We start from the raw sequence: 20,772 nt of genomic DNA on the forward strand, positions 1-20,772 counted from the left end.
TCAACCCCTATAATCAATTGCTTCAATTAAAACAAACCTTTCCATTAATTCCGCCTGCCCAGAAGATAAATTCATCGCTTTCCTTCGTGTACGGGGAAATACTTAAAAAAATACCGCAAGCTTAAAAGCCATGAATGCGTCCATAGTGGTTTAGTTGAGTCAATTTTTGACTCTTTTAAGGAGGAGAGAATACCTTTATAAATTGGAGCGTTGGTTTGAAATGCAAAAAAGTGGAGAAGTCACCCAAATAGGTTTTTGTTGGGAAAATAGACCCTCCGTTGGGGGATTATTTAATTTCTTACCTAAAACGAGAGATGAGGTAGAGAAATTAGAAATAGATATGTCAGTAATAACGGTGGAGGAGCCTACGGAAGGTAGTTTTGAAATTAATGGCCAATATTTTCGAGTAAAAGAAAAAACTGAAAAATTATAGAGAGCTTATTCAGTATTTAGAGGAGGTTGCACGCGCTGGCAATTTCTTAGAACAGAAGGGTTAACCTGTGAGAAGGTGAGAACTATTTTAGAGTTTTTGAATGCAAAGAAGAACGGAAGCGAATATCCCTTTAAAGCACTATAAAAAAGCGTTATTAGAGTTTAGAGATAGTCTTCAAGAGATTGGAGGATGCACATACTCTGGGGAACTGCATAATAAAAATCGCTTCTCGGATTAATAAAGTGTTTAAAAAACGTATGAAAATGACAAAAAGTTAGATCATCAACTTTTGAGCTCCTTGGGATAAGGTTTGGGGAAAGGGCCTATTTTAGTTTTTCAGCGAGGTCAGGTTCAAAAGACACACTCTCATGTTGCAATAACCATCGTTTAGTTTCTAAAAGCTTTCCCTTCGTAACCCCGCTATAACCCCCTAAATGCGTTGCTGCGACCACACGATGGCAGGGAATGATAATGGGGATAGGATTTTTACGGCAAGCATTGCCGGTGGGCCGAGCTCGTGTGTTTAGTTGTTTAGCTAATTGAGCGTAAGTCCGCGTAGTACCAACTGGGATTGTTTGTAAGGCGTTTAATACCGTTTTTTGGAAAGGGGTGAGGTCAAGCCTTATGGGAATTTCGAAGGGAAATTCAGGGTCAGCGAAATAACACAGCAATTGTTCGACTATTTCTTTGGCAAGGATGATTTTTGGTTTTACGAGGAGGCTGTCATCATAAACATAATCAATACCGAGCAAATGATCGTCCGACGTGCGAACGCCAATTTTGCCTATCGGGGTTGAAACCGTGGCTTGATAATAAATAGCGTTCGACATACTAATTAAATTTTTTCTTTAATTTTCGCTTTGCGGCCGCGCAGATTGCGCAAATAATAAAGCTTGGCCCGGCGAACATCCCCGCGGCGATTGACTTTAATCGAGGCGATAAGGGGGCTGTAAAGTTGGAAAACACGCTCTACGCCTTCGCCGTGAGAGATCTTGCGAACTGTAAAGGATGAGTTTAAACTCCGACGACGGAGAGCGATCACAACGCCTTCAAAGGCTTGCAGCCGTTCACGGTCGCCTTCTTTTACTTTCACTTGCACGGTTACGGTGTCGCCCGCGCAAAAGTCAGGGATTTCTTTACCCTGGGTTTCTTCTGTTTCAAGTAGCTGGATGATGTTATTCATTATGACTCCTCAAAAAATTCGTCAAGTAACCGCTGCTCATTTTCAGATAGGGAACGTCTTTTTATCAGATCTTGACGTCTTTGCCAAGTCCTAACAAGTGATTGTTTGAGGCGCCACCGCGAAATCGCTTCGTGATCGCCGTTGAGTAAAACAGAAGGGACCGGACGGCCAGCGATTTTTCCAGGACGAGTGTAATGAGGATAGTCTAAAAGTCCGGCAGTAAATGAGTCTTGGGAGGCAGAATCTTTATGACCCAGCACGCCGGGAAGAAGGCGAGTCATGGCATCGATCAAGACCATAGCCGGTAGTTCTCCTCCACTGAGGATATAATCGCCAATAGACCATTCTTCATCGACTTCAGCTTCAATCAAACGCTCGTCGATTCCTTCGTAACGACCGGCGAGTATAATTAATGGGCTCGCGTGCATTTTTTCCCTTACGATTTCTTGCGTTAAAAGTTTCCCTTGAGGCGTGAGATGAATCACCTTGGCATTTTTACCCAATTGTGCTTTTGCCGCTTTTAAAGCGAGAGCCAACGGTTCAAATTTCATGACCATGCCAGGGCCGCCGCCATAAGGGCGATCATCCGCGGTGCGGCGTGGATCGGTGGCGTAGTCGCGGGGGTTCCAAAAGGAAAGGGTTAGTCGATCTTGTTTAAGCGCGCGCCCAATCACCCCCGATTTAAGGGCATCAAACATTTGAGGAAAAAGGGTAATAACGCCGATAATGAGTTTCATACTAGAAGTCCGCGTCCCATTCGACGACAATGATTTTTTTCTCTAAATGGATTGACTGAATGGTGTATGAAGTATAAGGAATTAGGCGTTTTCGTTCTTTGCTTTTTACGACAAGAACGTCGTTGGAGCCTGTTTCAATCAGCGAATCCACCATCCCGAGCTCGATTCCATTGGTATTCACGACCGCTAATCCGATTAAGTCCGTCCAGTAATAATCTCCTTCTTTTAGCGCTCTGAGAGCGCTGCGCTCGATGGCAATTAGATCGTTAGTATAGTGTTTGGCGGTTTCGGGGTCATCAATGCTTTCTAATTTTACCACTAAGAAAGGTTCGTACAATTTACCGGCTTGGAGTTTTAGAGGTTGCCACTCATTATTGTGCTGGATTTGCCAAATTGGATGGTTCAGTAAGTTGTAAATTGGATGGGTAAAAGAAACGACTTTTATCCAACCGCGCAGTCCGTAGGGACGGGCTAAGCGGCCGATGATGACTTTGTCGTTGGGTTTCAAGTAAATACCTGAGTTGCAACAATGGATTGCCTTATCTTTGGCATCCCCCCGCTTGTCGGCGGCGGGATTGACAGAGGCATTTTATTCTTCTTTCCCTTCGGCAGCTTGAGATTCAGCAGGTGGTGCTTCTTTAGTTTCTTCCGCTTTGGGCTCTTCAGTCGCTACCGCTTTCTTTTGAGCTTTCGCTGCTTGTTCTGCTTGGAGACGTTTGAATTCGGCTTTGCGCATTCCGCCTTTTTGAGCTTCTTCAGGAGACTTTTCGATTTTCTTGATCAGATGTTTTACACGCAAGGATGTTTGAGCGCCTTGGTTGAGCCAATAGCTAATACGCTCTTTTTCGAGTTGCAATCGGATATCCTGGCCCCGCGCCATTGGATTATAATAGCCCACACGCTCGATGAATCGACCATCACGCGGCTTGCGTCTATCAGCCACTACGATGTGATAGAACGGATTCTTTTTACTGCCCCCGCGGACAAGACGAATGACTACCATCTGAGTACCTATATTGGTTAAAGTGGGGTATTTTATGCGAAATTGGTAGGGACATGCAAGGACTAGTCTGGCCCAACGCAAATGAGTCTGAAAACGGAATAAAAAGGCCATTTGGGTCAAAGTCGTTCAAACTGTAGGAGTTATGATCTACATGAACGACAAGGTCTTGATAGCCCGAGTGCTATCCAATCATTCTGGTGGGTACGCAACTCCAAATGAAATTTTTAAATGAGGAATTTATCATGCAAATTGCTGTATCTAGTACTCACTTTATGGATAAAAGCACTCTGATTGAAGATTTCATTAAAAAACATCCCGATTACAAAGCTGAGATTGAGCCATATTACAAGTTACAAGATGAGATGATGGCATTATTGAGATGATGGCATTATCGTTAGAACCTAGTCTTGATAACTTGCTAGAGCAGCTTGATTATAATATTTAGCAACTGAATAAACATGCAAATGAACGTAATATTATTTTTGATAGATGCCAGATCAATTTTATCTCTTATGCTATGTGCATAGCAAATCAAGAATCTATTGATATAATGACAGTGAAGTTTCTGAAAGATTTCCTGATGTAAAAGCTGCATTAAATAATTTAGATTAAATTGTATTTTTACCTATTGTAAAAGAACATTTAATAGAACACACTGAGGAAATTCCGTTTACCGTAAAGCAGCAGATAAATTTTTTAAAGAGATATATAGTGACGATATATGCGATCTATTTCCCAGGTGGGGTCACCCAAGAATTATTGAAATCTGGGGTGATAGAATTACAAGAATAAAAAAATTAGAAATTTATCTAAATTAAATAGCGTAAAATTATATGTATTCACCAGCATGGACTCATAGTGAAATAAAGGAAATATTTCCTAACATTTTCTTTGTTACAGGTACAAATATAACACATCATGATAATACAGAACTTCAGCATAGCAGGAATATGATTATCATTCGTGATAACGGCAAATTTCACCTATAAATACTGTGGGGCTGAATGATAAAGGGCTAGCTTTCCTTGATGCCCTAGTAGAAGTCAATAATGTGGTTAGAATTGGAGCTTTTCATGGTAAAGATGATGCTTTTTACCTTGATCGTTATTATGTAAAATTCTGAGCATTAAAAGAAATGAGTCACGAGAATAATCGAGTGGCAGATGTTAAATTTATCCCAAATGGACAAATGCCAGTTCCTAATTACTCGATATTTATTTTTGAAACCTCAAAATATCCAGAAGGAGTATTAGACATTGCCCAAAAAAATGGAATTTTGATCACATGTGACAGTATAAAAAACTGGCTGGCTCCAGACACGTTTTTTAGCACTGAAACTGTAACATTGTATCAAGAACAAGTGTTTTTTGGCGCTGCAAGCATATAATGTTTGGAAACAAGCATGTAACGTTAGTTCTTTAGATTTTGAGCGGCTTAAGACATTAAAATTTCGCCATCTTCTTGGCGCATATGACGCACCTTTATTAAATAATGCTTATGGGCTGCTAAAATTCTTAGAAAAGAATATGGAATTTAAGTTGAACCAACCTTACGTATTTGGCTATTTGTGATTAGTATAATTATTACTGTACAATGATTTTTCGATATAATTTTGCAATGGACTAATCTGCAACGGCTCTTACGGAAACATAATTAAGAAAGGACTTAAAGAAGACGGTACATAGGAAATACTGGACTACCGCCGCAAGCCGCAATTATTTCTTTTTTTCTTGTTCCAGAGAAAGTACGCCTTGTTCCCAAAAGTAATCGATGATAGGTTGAAAGTTGCTGGCGGCTGCAATGGCCAGAGCAATGCCGTATTCGGTCCGCTCTAAAGCAATATGGGATCTCTAGCGTATTCCTCAATTAATAGTTTTACAATTTAAGCTTTCCTGATTTGCAGGCGGTGTATAGAAGGTTAGCCAATAGCTTTGGAGCAACTCGCCTACGCCGCTGCTCTACCTTACGCAATAAAAGTTCTACTATCTCTACGTGACCACGCTCACAAGCGAAATGGAGTGCTTGATGCTTCTCTCTTGAGTCGACTACGAGAGGGTGTTCAATTAAAAGTTCCACAATATATGGATAACCTTTCCAGGAAGCGATTTCGAGTGGTGTTTTATCTTCATATTTTTGACTCGGATCAATGTCCGTCTTTTTCAATATCCTTCCCATCTCGTCATAGCTTCATCATTAATTTCACGCTGTCTCATTTCTTTCTCTAATTAAATTTCATGCTAGATTCTATTGAAAACCCTCAAAAACCACAAGATTAAAACTTCATTTTGCTTATTTGATCAATTGAGTTATGCTAACGCAATGATTCGCAATGAGGTCTAATAAATGCGGTGATTATTCTTCGTTTCGTTTCTTTATCTTGTTTTTAATGTCGCTTTAGCCGCGCCAGCTTTTCAGCTCATTGCGTTAGGCGTTCATGGCGGGTGGAGTGATGGTAATTTATCAACATATTTGGCAGCCCCATTGGGAAGCGATCAATATGTGTCATTAGATGTGGGGACCTTAATTAATGGCGTCGAAAAGGCGATTGCGCAGGGCTCCTTTGCTTGTCTTGCAGTAGAAACGAAGGGAAATTTGCGAAAGGCCATCGTTGAAAATCATATTCCTGTTTATCTCATTTCTCACGCTCATTTCGATCACATCATGGGGTTTGTGATTGCAGCACCGAATTTAAAAGAAAAACAGCTCTTATTAGCTCGCGCGGAAACAATGCATGTGCTGTTGAGAAATGTGTTCAATTGGCAGGTGTGGCTTAATTCGGGAAATATCGGAGAAAAGCCGGGATTGGGATTTCAGCGTTTTGAAGTGCTGCCTTTACGACAAAGGGTTTCCATTCCTCGCACCAAACTTGAAGTGAAAGCATTTCCGTTAAACCATGGAAACGGCTATCCGTCCACCGCTTTTTTATTGAAGCATAAAAATGATTATTTGCTGTATTTTGGTGATACGGGAGCGGACTCGATTGAACATGACGATAAAATTCAGTAAATATGGCGAGAAATCGCCCCGCTTATTCGTCGGCATCAATTACACATTATTTTATTAAAATGTTCCTATATGAATGCGCAGCCGAACAATCAATTATTTGGTCATTTGAAACCGGAATTGTTTTTAATGGAATTGCACAAGCTGGCTGCGCAAGTGAGCTCACATTCTTCAAATGCATTAAAGGGACTTGTCGTTTTTGTTACTCATATAAAGCCGAGTTTAACGATGTCGGATGGCCAAGTGGCTAAAATTATTTTTCAGGAATTGAAAAAAGGGAATAACCTTGGTGTGCGGTTTATTTTACCTTGGCAAGGGGAGCGATATGTATTTTAACATTGTCTTGGGCGCGAGTGAGGAAGAATTATTTATCTCGCCATTCCGGGGGTAATTGATTTAATAGATCGCCTGGAATTTTTCCTTGCATCTGTTTAAATCTTTTCATCATTTTGTCGCCTTTCATGTGTTTCATCATTTTTTGCATTTGGACGAACTGTTTTAGAAGCTTGTTGACGTCTTGCAATGCAGTGCCTGAGCCTTTGGAAATGCGGCGTTTGCGGGAACCGTTGATTAAAGCAGGGAATTGGCGTTCCTTAAGCGTCATTGATTGAATGATGGCTTGCATCTTCACTAATAATTTATCATTCAAGAAAGCGGAAGTGCCTTTGGGAAGCTGGCCCATGCTGGGTAATTTGCCAAGGAGAGATTGCATGCCGCCCATTTTTTTCATTTGCTGTAATTGAGTGAGGAAATCATCAAAATCAAAGCCTTTGCCTTTTTGCAATTTCTTAGCGATTTTGGCTGCTTGTTTTTGATCGACTTTGCGTTGGGCCTCTTCAACCAGGCTGACGATATCGCCCATGCCTAAAATGCGAGAAGCCATTCGGTTGGGATGGAAAGGTTCAAGTGCGTCAATTTTCTCACCGACGCCGACAAATTTAATCGGCTTTTGGGTGATTATGCGCATGGATAACGCCGCACCACCGCGCGTATCACCGTCTAATTTAGTTAAAATCACGCCCGTGAGAGGAAGTGTGTCGTTGAATGACTTCGCGACATTGGCGGCGTCTTGGCCTATCATACTGTCAACCACTAATAGTATTTCAGTAGGGGTGATGGCATCGCTAATGGCTTTCATTTCTTCCATCAACACATTATCGATATGTAAGCGGCCCGCCGTATCTAAAATTAAAACATCCATAAATTGCTTTTTAGCTTTCTTTAGAGCAGCTTTAGCAATTTCGACCGGCTTTTGATCAGCTTGTGTAAGGAAAAAAGTAGCGTTGATTTGCGACGCTAAAGTTTCTAATTGTTGAATAGCAGCCGGACGATAAACGTCGGCGGAAGCGATCATGACAGATTTTTTCTGAATTTCGAGGAGCCAGCGGGCCAACTTAGCGACGGTAGTGGTTTTACCAGACCCTTGAAGGCCGGCCATTACAATAACGATCGGGGGCTGAGCATTGAGATTAATTTCTACCAACTCATCGCCGAGCAAGTGCGTTAATTCATCTTGAACGACTTTTACAAGGGCCTCGCCGGGGAGTACATTGCCGATGACTTCCTGTCCCAGCGCTTTTTCTCGGACATGCTCGATAAAATCCTTAATGACAGGAAGCGCAACATCTGCTTCTATAAGCGTCGAACGAATATCGTGCAGTGTGGATTGGATATTCTCTTCAGTGAGACGCCCCAGTCCACGAAGTTTATTGATGCTCGTTGTTAAGCGATTGGTTAGGTTGTTAAGCATAGGGGAAGTATAGCAATATGTTATGCTTAGTTCTATGAATGTCATTACCTTATCGACGGTCAGTATTACCCTATTGTGCTTTATATTAGCGCTCGTGTTTCCGGGTCGACAGGTCCTTGAAGCCGAGCCGAGTTCGTATGCGCTTGTTCATGTTTTATTGTCTATTGTAACCGCGGGCGTTTTGGGCGTGGCCGGGTTGCAAGCTATTTTGCTGGCCATTCAAGAGCGGCTGTTGCGTCATCGTCCTCATGGCGTCTTCATTCAGAAATTACCGCCACTGGTATCCATGGAAAAAATAGTTTTTCAAACCATCGCCGTCGGATTTTTATTATTAAGTTTTTTATTGGCGTCGAGTATTTATTTTTTTTCACAAAGAAATATGTGACAATCCTTTTTTATGGCAGAAAGCTATTTTGGTAGTTTCTGCCTCGGTCATTTTCGCATGATGGCGCCTAATCGCTATCGGCTACGTCATTTGGCGCGCGAAAAGGGCACGTGAAAGCTAAGTGCGTGCTTACGCTTTTGAAGCGTCCCGATCGTTTATTGGGCGTCATTTTAATTGGAAATACGGTTTGTAAACATATTGGCTTCTGCGGTTGCTACCGTGATCGCTGTCCATTATCTGGGTGATTTATGGGTTATTACTCGACGGTTATTTTAACTTTTCTCATTTTAGTATTTGCGGAAAGAACCCCAAAAACATTAGCGGCTCTTTATCCACAACGAGTAGCATTTCTTGCATCCTTACCTTTGCAAATTCTATTGCGCATTTTTTATCCGTTGGTGTGGTTAGTTAATACGATCGCGAATACTTTTTTACGTATTTTTGGTGTAAAGGTCTCCGTACAAGGAACTGAAGTGGTAAGTGCGGAAGAGTTGCGCAGTATTGTTCGCGAGGTGACAGGGAAGGGTCTTTCCGGTTACCAACAGATGTTGTTGCGCGTTTTAAATTTAGGGCAGATGACGCTTGAGGATGTGATTGTGCCACGCAATCGAATTCACGGTATTGATATTTAGGATGATTGGCATAAGATCGTCGAGATGTTATTAACCTCGGAACACAATTATTTGCCAATTTATCGAGAAAATATCGATCGGGTCATTGGATTACTAAACTTGCGTTGTGTAATGCAATTGTTATCCCAACAACAATTAACAAAAGAGAAGCTCGTAAAAGTCGCAGAGGAAGTTTATTTTATTTCGGAAGTGACTTTGTTAAATCAACAATTGCTCAATTTTCGGGAAAAAAATAAGACGGTCGGATTAGTGGTGGATGAATATGGCGATATTGAAGGATTGGTTACGTTGCGTGACATTTTAGAGGAAATCGTTGGTGAATTCGCGGCGGGAATTGATGGGGCAACGAGCTTAATTCAATTGCAAAAAGAGGGGAGTTATTTGATAGATGCGCGTATTAGCATTCGTGACTTAAACCGCATTACGCAGTGGGATTTACCCATAAAAGGGCCGAAAACTTTGAGTGGGTTGATTATATAGAAGATTTAGAAAGTATTCCCATCGTTGGAGTTTGCATTCGTCTGTCAGGCTATCCTATGGATATAGTGAAAGCGAGTAGAAATCCAGTTCGTCTAGTAAAGGTTTGGCCTAAATTTTAGAGGGTGTTTTTCAGATGGATCGAGGAATGACATTCCTGGAATTGTTGATTGCTTTATCTTTGTTACTTATTTTTATTTCTCTTACAATGCCGGCTTGGCAGATATTTCTATCCCCAGCGCGATTGCTGGTGTTGATTAATCGTTTAGCGGTTGCTATCTGTTTTGCTCGCAGCGAAGCCATTGAGCGGCATGGTCTTGTGACGTTTTGCGGTAACAGTGATGGTAAACATTGTGATGGTCAATGGAGTGAGGGGCAAATCATCTACTGAGTGGGGTAAAAGCGCCCCTTCGTTATTATGGAAAATGCCCTCGTGACTATCATTTTATTTGGCGCAGCAGCTTAAAAAAGAATACTTACTTAAAAAATTTTACCGTGATGGGTATTACCGAAGGCCAACAGGGAACATTTATCTTTGCCCCCCACACAATAGAAAGCTAATGACGTGTTTAGTAGTCACTCGGAGTGGTCGTTTGCGGCTGGATCGTGCTAAGTATATTCTTTTTATGAAACAAATTTTGAGTCCGTCATTCCCGTGCAACGGGAATCCAATCCAGAGGAAAAAATGATTAACGTTGGCCTCTGAATTCCCGCCTACGTGGAGGATGCCGATATTGAGGAGAATACAGTGCCGTTACGAGTTATTTTATTAGGCTTGCCGGGAGCCGGTAAGGGCACTCAAGCAAATTTTATTGCGAAACACTTGGACATTCCAAAGATTTCGACGGGTGATATGTTGCGAGCCACCGTTAAAGCCAAAACACCCTTGGGATTAGAAGTTAAAAAAATAATGGAAAGCGGAGGACTTGTTTCGGATGAAATTATGATTGCTTTGGTAAAAGAACGAGTGAAGCTCCCTGATTGTCACAAGGGTTTTTTACTGGATGGGTTTCCGCGAACGCTTGCGCAAGCGGATGCGCTGAATGCAGCAGCTATCAAAATCGACTTGGTGATTGAGATTGATGCGCCCGAAGAAGAAATTATTGAACGCATGACGGGACGGTTGATTCACCCTGCCTCGGGGCGGACGTACCATCGCCGTTACAATCCTCCAAAAGTGACGGATAAGGATGATGTGACTGGTGAACCGTTGATTCAACGTGCAGACGACCGTGAAGAAACTGTTCGTCATCGTTTAGCGGTTTATCGAAAGCAGACAAGCCCGCTGAGTGATTACTATGCACAATGGGAAAAATCAGGTGACCCACAAGCACCAAAATATTTCTGTATTTCTGGTTTGGGAAGTATGGAAAAAGTGCGTAAGCGGATTTTGCGGGTATTTGAAGCTTGGACCTAGAACGCGAACGTATGTATTTTTGATAATTAGGAGGGTTTTTATGGCCATCACGGAATTAACGCAATCCAATTTCGATAACGTCGTTTCACAGCACAATTTGATCATCATCGATTTTTCGGCTAGCTGGTGTGCGTCTCGCTTATCTTTTACAAAGATCATTGAAGAGGTTGAAAAGGATTATCCTAAGGGAAGCACACAAACAAAAAGCCTGCGAATAACGGGCTTTTGAGTGGACCGAAGCAAGCACTACACTGTTTTGCGTGGACGACCTCGTCCGCGTTTCATCGTAGATATTTTACGTGCTGTTTTACGTGGACGGCCGCTTCCTTTTTTACCAGTAGCCTTTTTACGTCCTCTTTTAGACGACACTCTCGTTTTTTTGGCAGCAGCTACTTTTCGAGCGGCTTCTTTTCGGAGTTTAGCAAGTTTACGGCTTACATCTTTCTTCGCTTTGGTTAGTTTCTTTTGAGCAGTGCGTAATTTCCTACGGGCCTGATCTCGCTCTTTCGAAACTTTTCTAAGTGTCACAGTATTTGCCGAAGTAGATTGGTCTTTTGAACGTCTTCTATAACGATTGGTTTTTCGTTTTTTTGCTGGCATCTTTTTTCTCCCTGATTAGCTAATCAAAAACGACAATCGCATTTTACATAAAACATTAACAAATTTAAAGCACTAAGTGCAATAGACTGCTAGGGTCTATTTACAATTCTACTATGCTGGCTAGAATTCAGAGCTCCGCTCTCACGTACTTCTATATACGCTGCTGAGGTCCTAGTAATTCAATGAATTTTCACTCAGCCTAGCGAATTTCCGGATTTAATCCTCATTTTCATTCTAATCCTGCCACCGGAGATCTATAAGTCGTAGGAAAATTGATATTTTAATAGTAAATTCGCCTGAAAATGATAAAATTTTGGTGTTTTAAGGACGAAGGAAGAAGAAATGCCGGTGATCATAGTTTTAATTTTGATGTGGAGTTCGATGATTTACGCAAATGGATTGGGAGTCATTGGAGATTGGCAGACCATCAATCATCAAACAAATCGGCCCTCCAATATGATCCATATTTGGAAGTGGAAGAGCAGATTTTATAGAAAAGTCGCTAAAATCTTTCCGGAAAACGGCCATAAAGTTACGGATCGCTGCTGGGTTTGTAAAGGAAAATTTCGGGGTAAACGCATTCTAGATTCTAAGGATGACGATATTAGCTGATTTTGTCGCAGCGAACTCGAATGAATATAACGACGGACGGATTTTGGACCCCACCTCAGGAGCAATTTATTATTGTCATATAACGCTAATCGACGGTGGACGCCAATTATAATATTAGGGGTTATATTGGTTTGCCGTGGATAGGGCGTAGTGATGTTTGGCGTCGTTTACATCCTTAGAAACGGCGCAAATTGATGGCGAGATTTACATGTTTGAACATGACATTATTTTTTCTATTTTCCTCATCTTTGCCGGAGCAGCTGTTCTTTCGACTTTTGCTTTGATGACTCGCCAATCGATGCTGGTTGCCTACATCCTATTGGGCATTTTGTTAGGGCCCTGGGGATTAAAACTCATCGCTAATATCGATATGCTTCGTACTGTCAGCGATGTCGGTATTGTCTTCTTGTTATTTCTTTTAGGACTGAATTTGCCTCCCCAAAAGTTAATAACTATGTTTACGAAAATTAAATGGGTGGCACTGATTAGTTCGGTTGTTTTCGCAGCCACAGGTTGCGGGGTCGCCTATTTTTTTAATTATCCGGTAGTCGAATGCCTGGTTATCGGCGGCGCCATGATGTTTTCCAGCACGATTATCGGCATCAAGTTGCTGCCCACAACTATTCTGCATCATCAGCATACGGGTGAGGTCATGATTAGTGTGTTGTTACTGCAGGATTTGATTGCCATTGCGGTTTTATTTTTACTACATGGGGCGGGAAGACATGGAAAGATTCTGGTCGATATCGCGCTCGTTTTATTAGGTTTTCCGGCTGTTTTGATTTTCGCTTATTTGTTTGATCGATTTATTTTATTTCCCCTGTTTTCTAAATTCAATCGTATAAAGGAATACCTCTTTTTATTAGCTATCGCATGGTGTTTGGGCATGGCGCAATTGGCTGCTTCATTAGGGTTATCTGGAGAAGTTGGTGCTTTTATTGCTGGAGTCAGCCTTGCATCGAGACCGGTTTCAGTTTATATATCCGAAAGTTTAAAACCGGTACGGGATTTCTTTTTAGTCCTGTTTTTCTTTTCGGTGGGGGCCACGTTTGACCTTCAGTTTTTACCGGGCGTCATTATTCCCGCCCTAATTTTACTTGTGTTATTAATGGCTATAAAGCCTGTGATTTACCGATTATTATTACGATGGGTGGATGAGTCTAAACAAGTATCATGGGAAGTGGGGATACGATTAGCGCAAATTAGTGAGTTTTCGCTGGTTATTGCTTATATGACTTTGAGTAATCATTTAATTGCTAATAAAGCCGCTTCGCTGATTGAAACCATAACGATATTATCCTTTATCGTTTCTTCTTATTGGGTAGTGATGAAATACCCAACTCCCTTAGCCATTTCCGATCGCTTGCGACGAGATTGATTTCAGCATTTGCTATAGGTGAAAAGATAAGCGAAAATGGACGCGGCTAAGTGTTTATGATGAGGACAAATTGTCATGGCTTTGACCGTTGTTTTATTGTGTTTGGTTATTCAGCGATGGTTACATTTTGATAGATATACCAGGCAATACAATTGGTTTGAACCTTATTACCAATGGTCGAAGGCACGTTTTGGTCGGACTTTACATTGGAACGGGTTTGGCGGGGTGGCGATCATTATTCTCCCGGTCGTGTTTATCTATATATTACTTGCTATTTTCATTTGCCGTACGTTGACCATTGTAGGATACTATTTTTTAACTGTTGCTGTGTTGTGGTATTGCATGGATGTGCGCTCCCTTTCTGAATCCCAAAGTGGAGCGGTAGCGCAGAAGGCGCTGATTCATGTTTATGAGCGTGTTTTTGCTTTGATTTTTTGGTTATTGATCTTAGGCTCAACCGGTGTCGTTCTTTATACGTTAGTCATAACCTTGCGGCAATTTTTAGAAAAATCTCCCGTGGAGAACAGTGAAGAAGGAACAAGGCTGCTTTCAGCGGTTCTTATCGTTCAAGACGTGTTAGATTGGCTTCCATTGCGGTTGATCGGTATTACCTTCGCCCTTGGTGGCCATTTTTCTCCAACCTTCGCCTTATGGCGGCTCAAAGTATTAACTGGAATTGATAAGACGCCACACCTAGCGGCAGCCTGTGGTTTGACCGCGTTAGACATGAACAAAGAAACGAAACTTTTATCTTTAGAAGAATTAAAGAGTCTCGATGGATTGATTAGTCGTGCTTTATGGGTATGGCTTGTTGTAATTGCGCTGTTTACAATTGGGCGATGGATTGGTTAGATAAGGCCCCTTAAGTGTTGCTTCAAGAATAGGTAATTAAGCTATGGTTGCGAAAAACATTAACCTTCAAGATATTGACCCTGTCGAAATTCAGGAATGGAAGGAAGCGCTTGATTCCGTTGTTGAATACGAAAACATGGACCGTGCTGAATTCATTTTAGAAAAATTGCTAGCACATGCCCGAAAAGTTGGTGTTTCAGTCCCGACTGGCATTCACACTCCTTATCTAAATACTATTCCTGCCGAGACAGAAGCTCAACTAGTGGATGATGAAATTAAAGTAATGCAACGCTTAACGAATTACTTGCGTTGGAATGCCTTGGCAATGGTGATGCGAGTGGGGCGTAAAAAAGCGGGGTTGGGTGGGCATCTTTCGAGTTACGCGTCGATGGCGACTTTATTTGAGGTCGGCTTAAATTATTTCTTTCGGGCGGATGATTTAGTCTTTTTCCAGGGACATTCGGCAGAGGGTATTTATGCGCGCGCTTTCTTGGAAGGGCGCCTTAGCGAACAAGATTTAATCCATTTTCGTCAAGAAGCTTTGACAAAGGGGATTTCTTCTTATCCTCACCCCTTTTTAATGCCTGATTTTTGGCAATTCCCGACGGTTTCGATGGGCCTTGGACCCTTAATGGCGATTTATCAGGCCCAACTATTGAAATATTTGCATCATCGAAAGTTGGTAGATACGGTAGGGCGAAAAGTATGGGCTTTTTGTGGTGATGGCGAGACGGGAGAACCCGAGACTTTAGGCGGTCTATTAGTAGCGAGCCGTGAGAAATTAGATAATCTCATTTTTATCGTTAATTGCAATTTACAGCGTCTTGATGGCCCGGTATCCGGTAACGGTAAAATTATCCAAGAATTGGAGGGCCTTTTTCGGGGCGCTGGATGGCGAGTAATCAAAGTTATTTGGGGTCAAGATTGGGAGCGACTGTTTAAGAGAGATAAATCCGGCTTGTTGTTAAAGCACGTTTCGGAAATGGTAGATGGTGAATACCAAGCGTGTTTTTCCAAAGACGGCGCTCATTTGCGTGAGCATTTCTTTGGAAAATATCCTGAATTATTAGAACTTGTTTCTGATATGAGCGACGATGAATTAAAACGATTGACTGACGGCGGCCATGATCCGCAAAAAGTTTACGCCGCTTATACGGAAGCGATGAAAGATTGCGGAAAACCCACGGTAATCCTTGCTAAAACGGTGAAAGGCTATGGTTATGGGAAAGAAGGCGAATCCCAAAATATCGCTCATAATTTAGAGGAAATTAGCGAGGAGGGATTAAAAATCTTTCGCCAGCGGTTTGAGTTACCCTTATCCGATAAACAATTAAGCAATCTTGAATTTTATAAACCTGATGACAATAGTCCAGAATTAAATTATTTACACAAACAACGTGAAAAATTAGGTGGACCTTTGCCCGCACGAGACGGAAGATTTGAATCGATAAAAGTCCCAGATTTAAGCTTATTTGAACCTGTATTGAAAGGCACCGAGGAACGTTCTGTGTCAACGGGTGCGGCATTTTCGCGAATTATGGGGTTGATACTGAAAGATAAAAATATTCGGGATCGTATCGTCCCTATTGTGGCGGATGAAGCTCGGACATTGGGTTTAGAAGGCTTGTTTCGACAAACAGGCATTTATGCTGTGGAGGGCCAAAAATATACGCCGGAAGATCAGAGTAAATTAATATATTATCGCGAAGACAAGATAGGGCAACTTTTACAGCAGGGAATTTCAGAAGCGGGGGCAATGGCCAGTTGGATAGCAGCAGCTACTTCCTTTGCGAATAATAACTACACTTTAATTCCTGTCTATACTTATTACGCCATGTTTGGATATCAGCGTGTCGGTGATTTGGTATGGGCTGCTGCCGACATGCAGACTCGCGGTTTTATCTTAGGTGGACTGGCAGGTAGGAGCACTTTGCCGGGTGAAGGCTTACAGCATCAGGATTCTCATAATTTATTAATGTTTAGCATGGTGCCGACGTGTCGTTCCTATGACCCTGCTTTTGGGTACGAATTGGCCGTGATTATTCAAGACGGTTTACGTCGCATGTACCAAGATAAGGAAAATGTTTTTTATTACCTTACACTAATGAATGAAAGTTATCAGCATCCCCCCATGCCAAAAGGGGTGGAAGAAGGCGTAGTCAAAGGGATGTATTTATTTAAACAAGGTAATGGAAAATTATCCAAGCGAGTTCAATTATTAGGTGCGGGTGCTATCTTACGTGAAGTCATTGCCGCGTCCGAAATTTTAGAAGAACAATTTAAAGTCGCTGCGGATGTGTGGAGCGTGCCAAGCTTTAATTTGTTACGACATAACATTGAATCAGTAGGTCGTTATAATCGCTTGCATCCCGATACTGCGCCAAAACGAAGTTATGTTCAAAAATGTTTGGATAACCAAAAAGGCCCGGTGATCGCCGCGACGGATTATGTGAAATTGCTTGCTAATCAAATCCGCGAAGCTGTTAAACAACCGTATTACGTATTAGGCACCGACGGTTTTGGACGAAGTGACACGCGATCCGCTCTGCGAGATTTCTTTGAAGTCGACGCTAAAATGGTAGTCTATACTGCATTGAAAGCGTTAGCGGATCAAAACAAATTTGCAAAGGATCAACTCCTATCAGCCATGAAAAAACTAGGCATCGATCCTAACCGTCCCGACCCCTGGACCGTATAAGAGTAGCCCGTATTTCGCTTCACTCCATACGGGCTACTGGAATAACGAAGTGGGAGTAGAGGAGAAAACACTGTGGGAAATCGCATTGAACAAATAACCGTACCCGATCTTGGCGGCGTATCTGAAGTGGATGTCATCGAAGTTTTAGTAAAGCCGGGCGACACCGTTGCCAAAGAAGACGGACTAATCACTTTAGAAGGCGACAAAGCCTCAATGGATGTGCCTTCGCCGTTGGGGGGTACCATCAAGGAGTTTCAAGTAAAAGTCGGCGACAAAGTCAAAGAAGGCGATAAAATTTTAACGCTTGAAGTGAGCGCGGAAGAAGAAAAGTCTGCAAAAGAAAAAAAGAAAGTATCTGAAAAATCAGAAAAATTCGAAGAAGAAGGAAAAAAAGAAAAAGAAGAGAAAAGCGAGTCAAAAGAAGAAAAGAAAAAAGCCACTGAAATAAAAGAAGACGAAGCCGAGGAAGTTGAGGGTTTTGGAACAAGCGTTCACGCGGGCCCTGGCGTGCGAGGTATTGCGCGTGAATTTGGTATCGATTTAACAAAAATCGAAGGAACTGGCCAAAAAGATCGAATTTTAAAAGAGGACGTGCAGAAATTTGTAAAAGAACAGTTAAAAGTAGCTGAAGGTAAAAGTGGTACCGCTTTTCCGCTAGCGCCTAAAATTGATTTTAAAAAATTTGGCGCTATCGAAGAAAAACCCCTTTCAAAAATTAAAAAAGCAACTGGCGTAAATTTAAGCCGTAATTGGATGGCTATCCCGCATGTCACCCAATTTGGCGAAGCCGATATCACAGAGCTTCAGGCATTTCGTCAAAGTCAAAAAGAATACGCCGCCAAACAAAACGTGCGATTGACTCCTTTAGTTTTTATCATTAAGGTTGTCGTTAACGCACTTAAAGAATTTCCTCATTTTAATGCTTCATTGGACCCCACGGGCGAGCATTTAATTTTAAAAAAATATTTTCATATCGGCGTAGCGGTTGACACACCAGAAGGTTTGGTAGTCCCTGTTATTCGCGATGCGGACAAAAAAGGATTATTTGAGTTGGCTAAAGAACTGGATGATGATAGTGAAAAAGCGCGGAAAAAAAGGTTAAATATGAATGACATGCAAGGCGGTTGTTTTAGCATATCAAGCTTAGGCGGAATTGGAGGCACAGCGTTTACGCCGATCGTTAATGCGCCGGAAGTGGCGATTTTGGGTGTTTCTAAAATGCAGTGGAAGCCAATTTGTAATGAAGCCGGTGATTGTAAAACGCGACTGATGTTGCCCTTGAGTCTTTCCTACGACCACCGAGTGATCGATGGCGCCGATAGCGCGCGGTTCATCGTTTATTTAGCTGAACGGTTATCGGATATCAGAACCTTATTAATGTAAAACGAGGAAAAAATGACAAAAGAAATTACAACTGAAGTGCTGGTGTTAGGCAGTGGCCCCGGCGGCTACGCGGCTGCATTTCGCGCAGCTGATCTAGGTAAAAAAGTGGTTTTAGTCGAACGGTATGAAACCATCGGTGGCGTTTGTTTAAACGTCGGCTGTATTCCTTCAAAAGTATTATTGCACGTTGCAAAAGTGATTGATGATGCGAAAGACATGTCTTCTTTGGGTATCGATTTTGGGAAAGCGGCATTAGAAATTGAGAAGATCCGCGTCTGGAAGGAAAGCGTCGTTAAAAAATTAACGGGCGGTTTAAAAATGATGGCAAAACAACGCAAAGTGGAAATTATTACCGGCTACGGAAAATTTTCTTCCTCTAATGAATTAGCCGTTGAGAGTAAAGAAAAAAGCGTTACGAAGATTAAATTTGATAAAGCGATTATTGCTGTTGGTTCCCTGCCAGTTAAATTGCCTTTTATTCCCAATGATCCCCGCATTATGGATTCGACGGGCGCTTTAGAGTTAGAAGATGTGAAAGGCCATCTTCTGGTTTTGGGTGGCGGGATTATTGGTTTGGAAATGGCAGCGGTGTACCATGCCTTAGGTACTAAAATCAGCGTCGTTGAAATGATGGATCAATTGATCCCGGGCGCAGACGCTGACGTCGTTAAACCGTTACACCAACGCATTCAAAAGCGTTACGAAAAAATTTTACTGAAAACCAAAGTGACGAAAATTGAACCTAAGAAGGATGGGTTGTACGTCACTTTTGAAGGCAAAAATGCGCCTAAAGAACTTAAAAAATACGATCGTATTTTAGTGGCTGTTGGCCGTTCTCCCAACGGGAAATTAATTGACGCTGAAAAAGCCGGTGTAAAAGTCGATGACAAAGGATACATCGTTGTCGATCAACAAATGCGCACTAATGTTTCGCACATTTACGCCATTGGCGATGTGGTTGGCCAGCCGATGTTAGCGCATAAAGCCACTTACGAAGGCCGATTGGCGGCTGAAGTGATTACAGGCAAAAAACATTGCAATGACGCGCGCTGCATTCCTGCTGTTGCTTATACTGATCCCGAGGTAGCCTGGGTTGGTTTAACGGAAATCCAAGCTAAAGAAAAGGGCATTAAGTATGAAAAAGGCGTCTTCCCGTGGGTAGCTAGCGGGCGTGCATTGTCATTAAACTGCAGCGAAGGGTCCACTAAGTTACTATTTGATGAAAAAGGAACAGTCATCGGCGGCGGTATTGTCGGCGTGAACGCCGGTGATTTAATTTCCGAAGTTGCTTTAGCAATAGAAATGGGCTGTGATGCCGAAGACGTTGGCCTAACAATTCATCCCCACCCGACACTATCAGAAACGGTTATGATGGCGTGCGAGATGTTTGAGGGGACGATTACGGATTTAATTCCACCTAAAAAGAAAGATAAATAAAAGATGATAGATTTTTGGTGCTTTCGTAAATTACGATGAAGTTTTAGCACAACACCATATTTTAATTTTCTCAATGCCGTTATCCGATAGAATACGAGCCAGTGCATTTAGTATGGCCTGTTGTGATGACATTATCGAGAATGGCGAACGTGTTTGGCTGATTGATTTTGTTAATGCAAAAGCGTTCTTAACATTTCTAAGCCGCTTTTTGGCGAGTAATTCAGTTTGAGGCTTGGTGTTTTTGATGCGTTCTATTTGATTCAACAATAAAGGGAGGTGGAATTGTTTGGGAATGGATTTAGCGATTTCCAAGACTTGATTGGATCCTCGTTTTTGTAAGCATTTTTGCTGGAGTGGTATTAGAATTAGGGCTTCAGACAAAGGTTTATTTCGTTTTTTCTTAATTTTTTCGATAAAACATGTCGCAAAAAAATCGTGGATAGAGGAGTTTCTGATGAAATTTCAGCTCCCTGATAAGGTTGTCGATAGGTTTGCTATAGCGAAATAAAACCAGTTATTCATCAGAATTATTTTCATTTCATCGCAATGCGGCACGAGAAACTTCGCATAACATTGCCTGACTAAGAAAATCATAACAAAAAATGCAGCGGGGAGGGATTAAATACTGAATAAACAGATTCATGGAGTCATTGTAGAAAAACATGTAAGGAACGCGTAAATGGAAACGTAATGTGGCTTACTCCGCTAATTTTGAATTCGCCATTCCTGCGCAGGCGCCTAGAGCTCAACTTAAGGGGGCGAGGTAAAGAGGGAATATCAAGTAGTTGAAAA

General features: G+C 41.9%; 17 protein-coding genes and 8 pseudogenes. 16 read left to right on the forward strand and 9 right to left on the reverse strand.

Going from position 1 to position 20,772, the window contains the following annotated elements:
• The first annotated feature begins 154 nt into the window (after positions 1–154).
• On the forward strand, positions 155–433 hold the full coding sequence (locus OWO34_RS01995) for a hypothetical protein (protein ID WP_267256383.1): 279 nt from the start codon (positions 155–157) through the stop codon (positions 431–433).
• A gap of 323 nt (positions 434–756) precedes the next feature.
• On the opposite strand, the gene OWO34_RS02000 is transcribed toward OWO34_RS01995, so the two are convergent.
• The 5 genes from OWO34_RS02000 to rpsP all read right to left on the reverse strand — a co-directional run bounded on the left by OWO34_RS02000 (position 757) and on the right by rpsP (position 3,356).
• On the reverse strand, positions 757–1,263 hold the full coding sequence (locus OWO34_RS02000) for a methylated-DNA--[protein]-cysteine S-methyltransferase (protein ID WP_267256384.1): 507 nt from the start codon (positions 1,261–1,263) through the stop codon (positions 757–759).
• A gap of 5 nt (positions 1,264–1,268) precedes the next feature.
• Positions 1,269–1,616: a 50S ribosomal protein L19 gene (gene rplS / locus OWO34_RS02005; protein ID WP_267256385.1), complete on the reverse strand. Its 348-nt coding sequence runs from the start codon at positions 1,614–1,616 to the stop codon at positions 1,269–1,271.
• Positions 1,616–2,353 carry a tRNA (guanosine(37)-N1)-methyltransferase TrmD gene (gene trmD, locus OWO34_RS02010; RefSeq protein ID WP_267256386.1) on the reverse strand — a complete coding sequence of 246 codons (738 nt, stop codon included), beginning with the start codon at positions 2,351–2,353 and terminating at the stop codon, positions 1,616–1,618. Before trmD ends, rplS begins: the two co-directional genes overlap by 1 nt.
• Position 2,354: 1 nt before the next feature.
• Positions 2,355–2,861 (reverse strand): ribosome maturation factor RimM, encoded by a 507-nt coding sequence (gene rimM, locus OWO34_RS02015; protein WP_267256387.1) that lies wholly within the window; start codon positions 2,859–2,861, stop codon positions 2,355–2,357.
• An 81-nt stretch (positions 2,862–2,942) separates the two neighbouring features.
• Entirely contained in the window at positions 2,943–3,356 is a 414-nt protein-coding gene (gene rpsP, locus OWO34_RS09985; RefSeq protein ID WP_267256388.1) for a 30S ribosomal protein S16, read from the reverse strand.
• A gap of 242 nt (positions 3,357–3,598) precedes the next feature.
• On the opposite strand from rpsP, the gene OWO34_RS02025 reads away from it, so the two are divergent.
• Both OWO34_RS02025 and OWO34_RS02030 read left to right on the forward strand, forming a co-directional pair.
• On the forward strand, positions 3,599–3,739 hold the full coding sequence (locus OWO34_RS02025; protein ID WP_267256389.1) for a hypothetical protein: 141 nt from the start codon (positions 3,599–3,601) through the stop codon (positions 3,737–3,739).
• A 450-nt stretch (positions 3,740–4,189) separates the two neighbouring features.
• Positions 4,190–4,893: pseudogene (locus OWO34_RS02030) on the forward strand (hypothetical protein).
• Between the two features lie 159 nt (positions 4,894–5,052).
• Here the strand turns inward: OWO34_RS02030 and OWO34_RS02035 are convergent.
• Positions 5,053–5,569: pseudogene (locus OWO34_RS02035) on the reverse strand (ankyrin repeat domain-containing protein).
• Between the two features lie 34 nt (positions 5,570–5,603).
• Between OWO34_RS02035 and OWO34_RS02040 the strand changes: the two are divergent.
• Positions 5,604–5,696 carry a hypothetical protein gene (locus OWO34_RS02040; RefSeq protein WP_267256390.1) on the forward strand — a complete coding sequence of 31 codons (93 nt, stop codon included), beginning with the start codon at positions 5,604–5,606 and terminating at the stop codon, positions 5,694–5,696.
• Positions 5,697–5,837: 141 nt separating this feature from the next.
• Positions 5,838–6,695, forward strand: a pseudogene (locus OWO34_RS02045) (MBL fold metallo-hydrolase).
• Positions 6,696–6,723: 28 nt separating this feature from the next.
• On the opposite strand, the gene ffh reads toward OWO34_RS02045, so the two are convergent.
• The gene (gene ffh / locus OWO34_RS02050) at positions 6,724–8,109 is read right to left on the reverse strand and encodes a signal recognition particle protein (RefSeq protein WP_267256391.1); all 1,386 of its coding nucleotides are present in this window, start codon (positions 8,107–8,109) and stop codon (positions 6,724–6,726) included.
• A gap of 22 nt (positions 8,110–8,131) precedes the next feature.
• Between ffh and ccsA the strand changes: the two are divergent.
• From ccsA to OWO34_RS02075, 5 genes and pseudogenes are all read left to right on the forward strand, one after another.
• Positions 8,132–8,552, forward strand: a pseudogene (ccsA, locus tag OWO34_RS02055) (cytochrome c biogenesis protein CcsA); the annotation flags it as partial.
• Positions 8,552–9,725: pseudogene (locus OWO34_RS02060) on the forward strand (HlyC/CorC family transporter); the annotation flags it as partial. The pseudogenes ccsA and OWO34_RS02060, both read left to right, overlap by 1 nt.
• A gap of 14 nt (positions 9,726–9,739) precedes the next feature.
• Positions 9,740–10,309, forward strand: a pseudogene (locus tag OWO34_RS02065) (GspH/FimT family protein).
• A gap of 42 nt (positions 10,310–10,351) precedes the next feature.
• Entirely contained in the window at positions 10,352–11,020 is a 669-nt protein-coding gene (gene adk / locus OWO34_RS02070) for an adenylate kinase (protein ID WP_267256392.1), read from the forward strand.
• 40 nt (positions 11,021–11,060) lie between these two features.
• Positions 11,061–11,207 (forward strand): annotated as a pseudogene (locus OWO34_RS02075) (thioredoxin domain-containing protein); the annotation flags it as partial.
• A gap of 59 nt (positions 11,208–11,266) precedes the next feature.
• Here the strand turns inward: OWO34_RS02075 and OWO34_RS02080 are convergent.
• On the reverse strand, positions 11,267–11,620 hold the full coding sequence (locus OWO34_RS02080) for a nucleoid-structuring protein H-NS (protein ID WP_267256393.1): 354 nt from the start codon (positions 11,618–11,620) through the stop codon (positions 11,267–11,269).
• Between the two features lie 381 nt (positions 11,621–12,001).
• On the opposite strand from OWO34_RS02080, the pseudogene OWO34_RS02085 reads away from it, so the two are divergent.
• The 6 genes and pseudogenes from OWO34_RS02085 (at position 12,002) to lpdA (ending at position 19,980) form a co-directional block, all read left to right on the forward strand.
• Positions 12,002–12,411, forward strand: a pseudogene (locus tag OWO34_RS02085) (DUF2147 domain-containing protein).
• Positions 12,412–12,440: 29 nt separating this feature from the next.
• Positions 12,441–13,610 (forward strand): cation:proton antiporter, encoded by a 1,170-nt coding sequence (locus OWO34_RS02090; RefSeq protein WP_267256399.1) that lies wholly within the window; start codon positions 12,441–12,443, stop codon positions 13,608–13,610.
• A 75-nt stretch (positions 13,611–13,685) separates the two neighbouring features.
• On the forward strand, positions 13,686–14,462 hold the full coding sequence (ampE, locus tag OWO34_RS02095; protein ID WP_267256394.1) for a regulatory signaling modulator protein AmpE: 777 nt from the start codon (positions 13,686–13,688) through the stop codon (positions 14,460–14,462).
• A gap of 43 nt (positions 14,463–14,505) precedes the next feature.
• Positions 14,506–17,160, forward strand: coding sequence for a pyruvate dehydrogenase (acetyl-transferring), homodimeric type (gene aceE, locus OWO34_RS02100; protein WP_267256395.1), 2,655 nt, complete (start codon positions 14,506–14,508; stop codon positions 17,158–17,160).
• Between the two features lie 72 nt (positions 17,161–17,232).
• The gene (gene aceF, locus OWO34_RS02105; protein WP_267256396.1) at positions 17,233–18,543 is read left to right on the forward strand and encodes a dihydrolipoyllysine-residue acetyltransferase; all 1,311 of its coding nucleotides are present in this window, start codon (positions 17,233–17,235) and stop codon (positions 18,541–18,543) included.
• A 12-nt stretch (positions 18,544–18,555) separates the two neighbouring features.
• The gene (lpdA, locus tag OWO34_RS02110; RefSeq protein WP_267256397.1) at positions 18,556–19,980 is read left to right on the forward strand and encodes a dihydrolipoyl dehydrogenase; all 1,425 of its coding nucleotides are present in this window, start codon (positions 18,556–18,558) and stop codon (positions 19,978–19,980) included.
• A gap of 30 nt (positions 19,981–20,010) precedes the next feature.
• Here lpdA and OWO34_RS02115 read toward each other — a convergent pair whose 3' ends face one another.
• Positions 20,011–20,361 carry a ComF family protein gene (locus OWO34_RS02115; RefSeq protein WP_267256398.1) on the reverse strand — a complete coding sequence of 117 codons (351 nt, stop codon included), beginning with the start codon at positions 20,359–20,361 and terminating at the stop codon, positions 20,011–20,013.
• Between the last annotated feature and the right edge of the window lie 411 nt (positions 20,362–20,772).

The sequence above is a fragment of the Coxiella endosymbiont of Ornithodoros maritimus genome (assembly GCF_907164965.1).
Lineage (GTDB): Bacteria > Pseudomonadota > Gammaproteobacteria > Coxiellales > Coxiellaceae > Coxiella.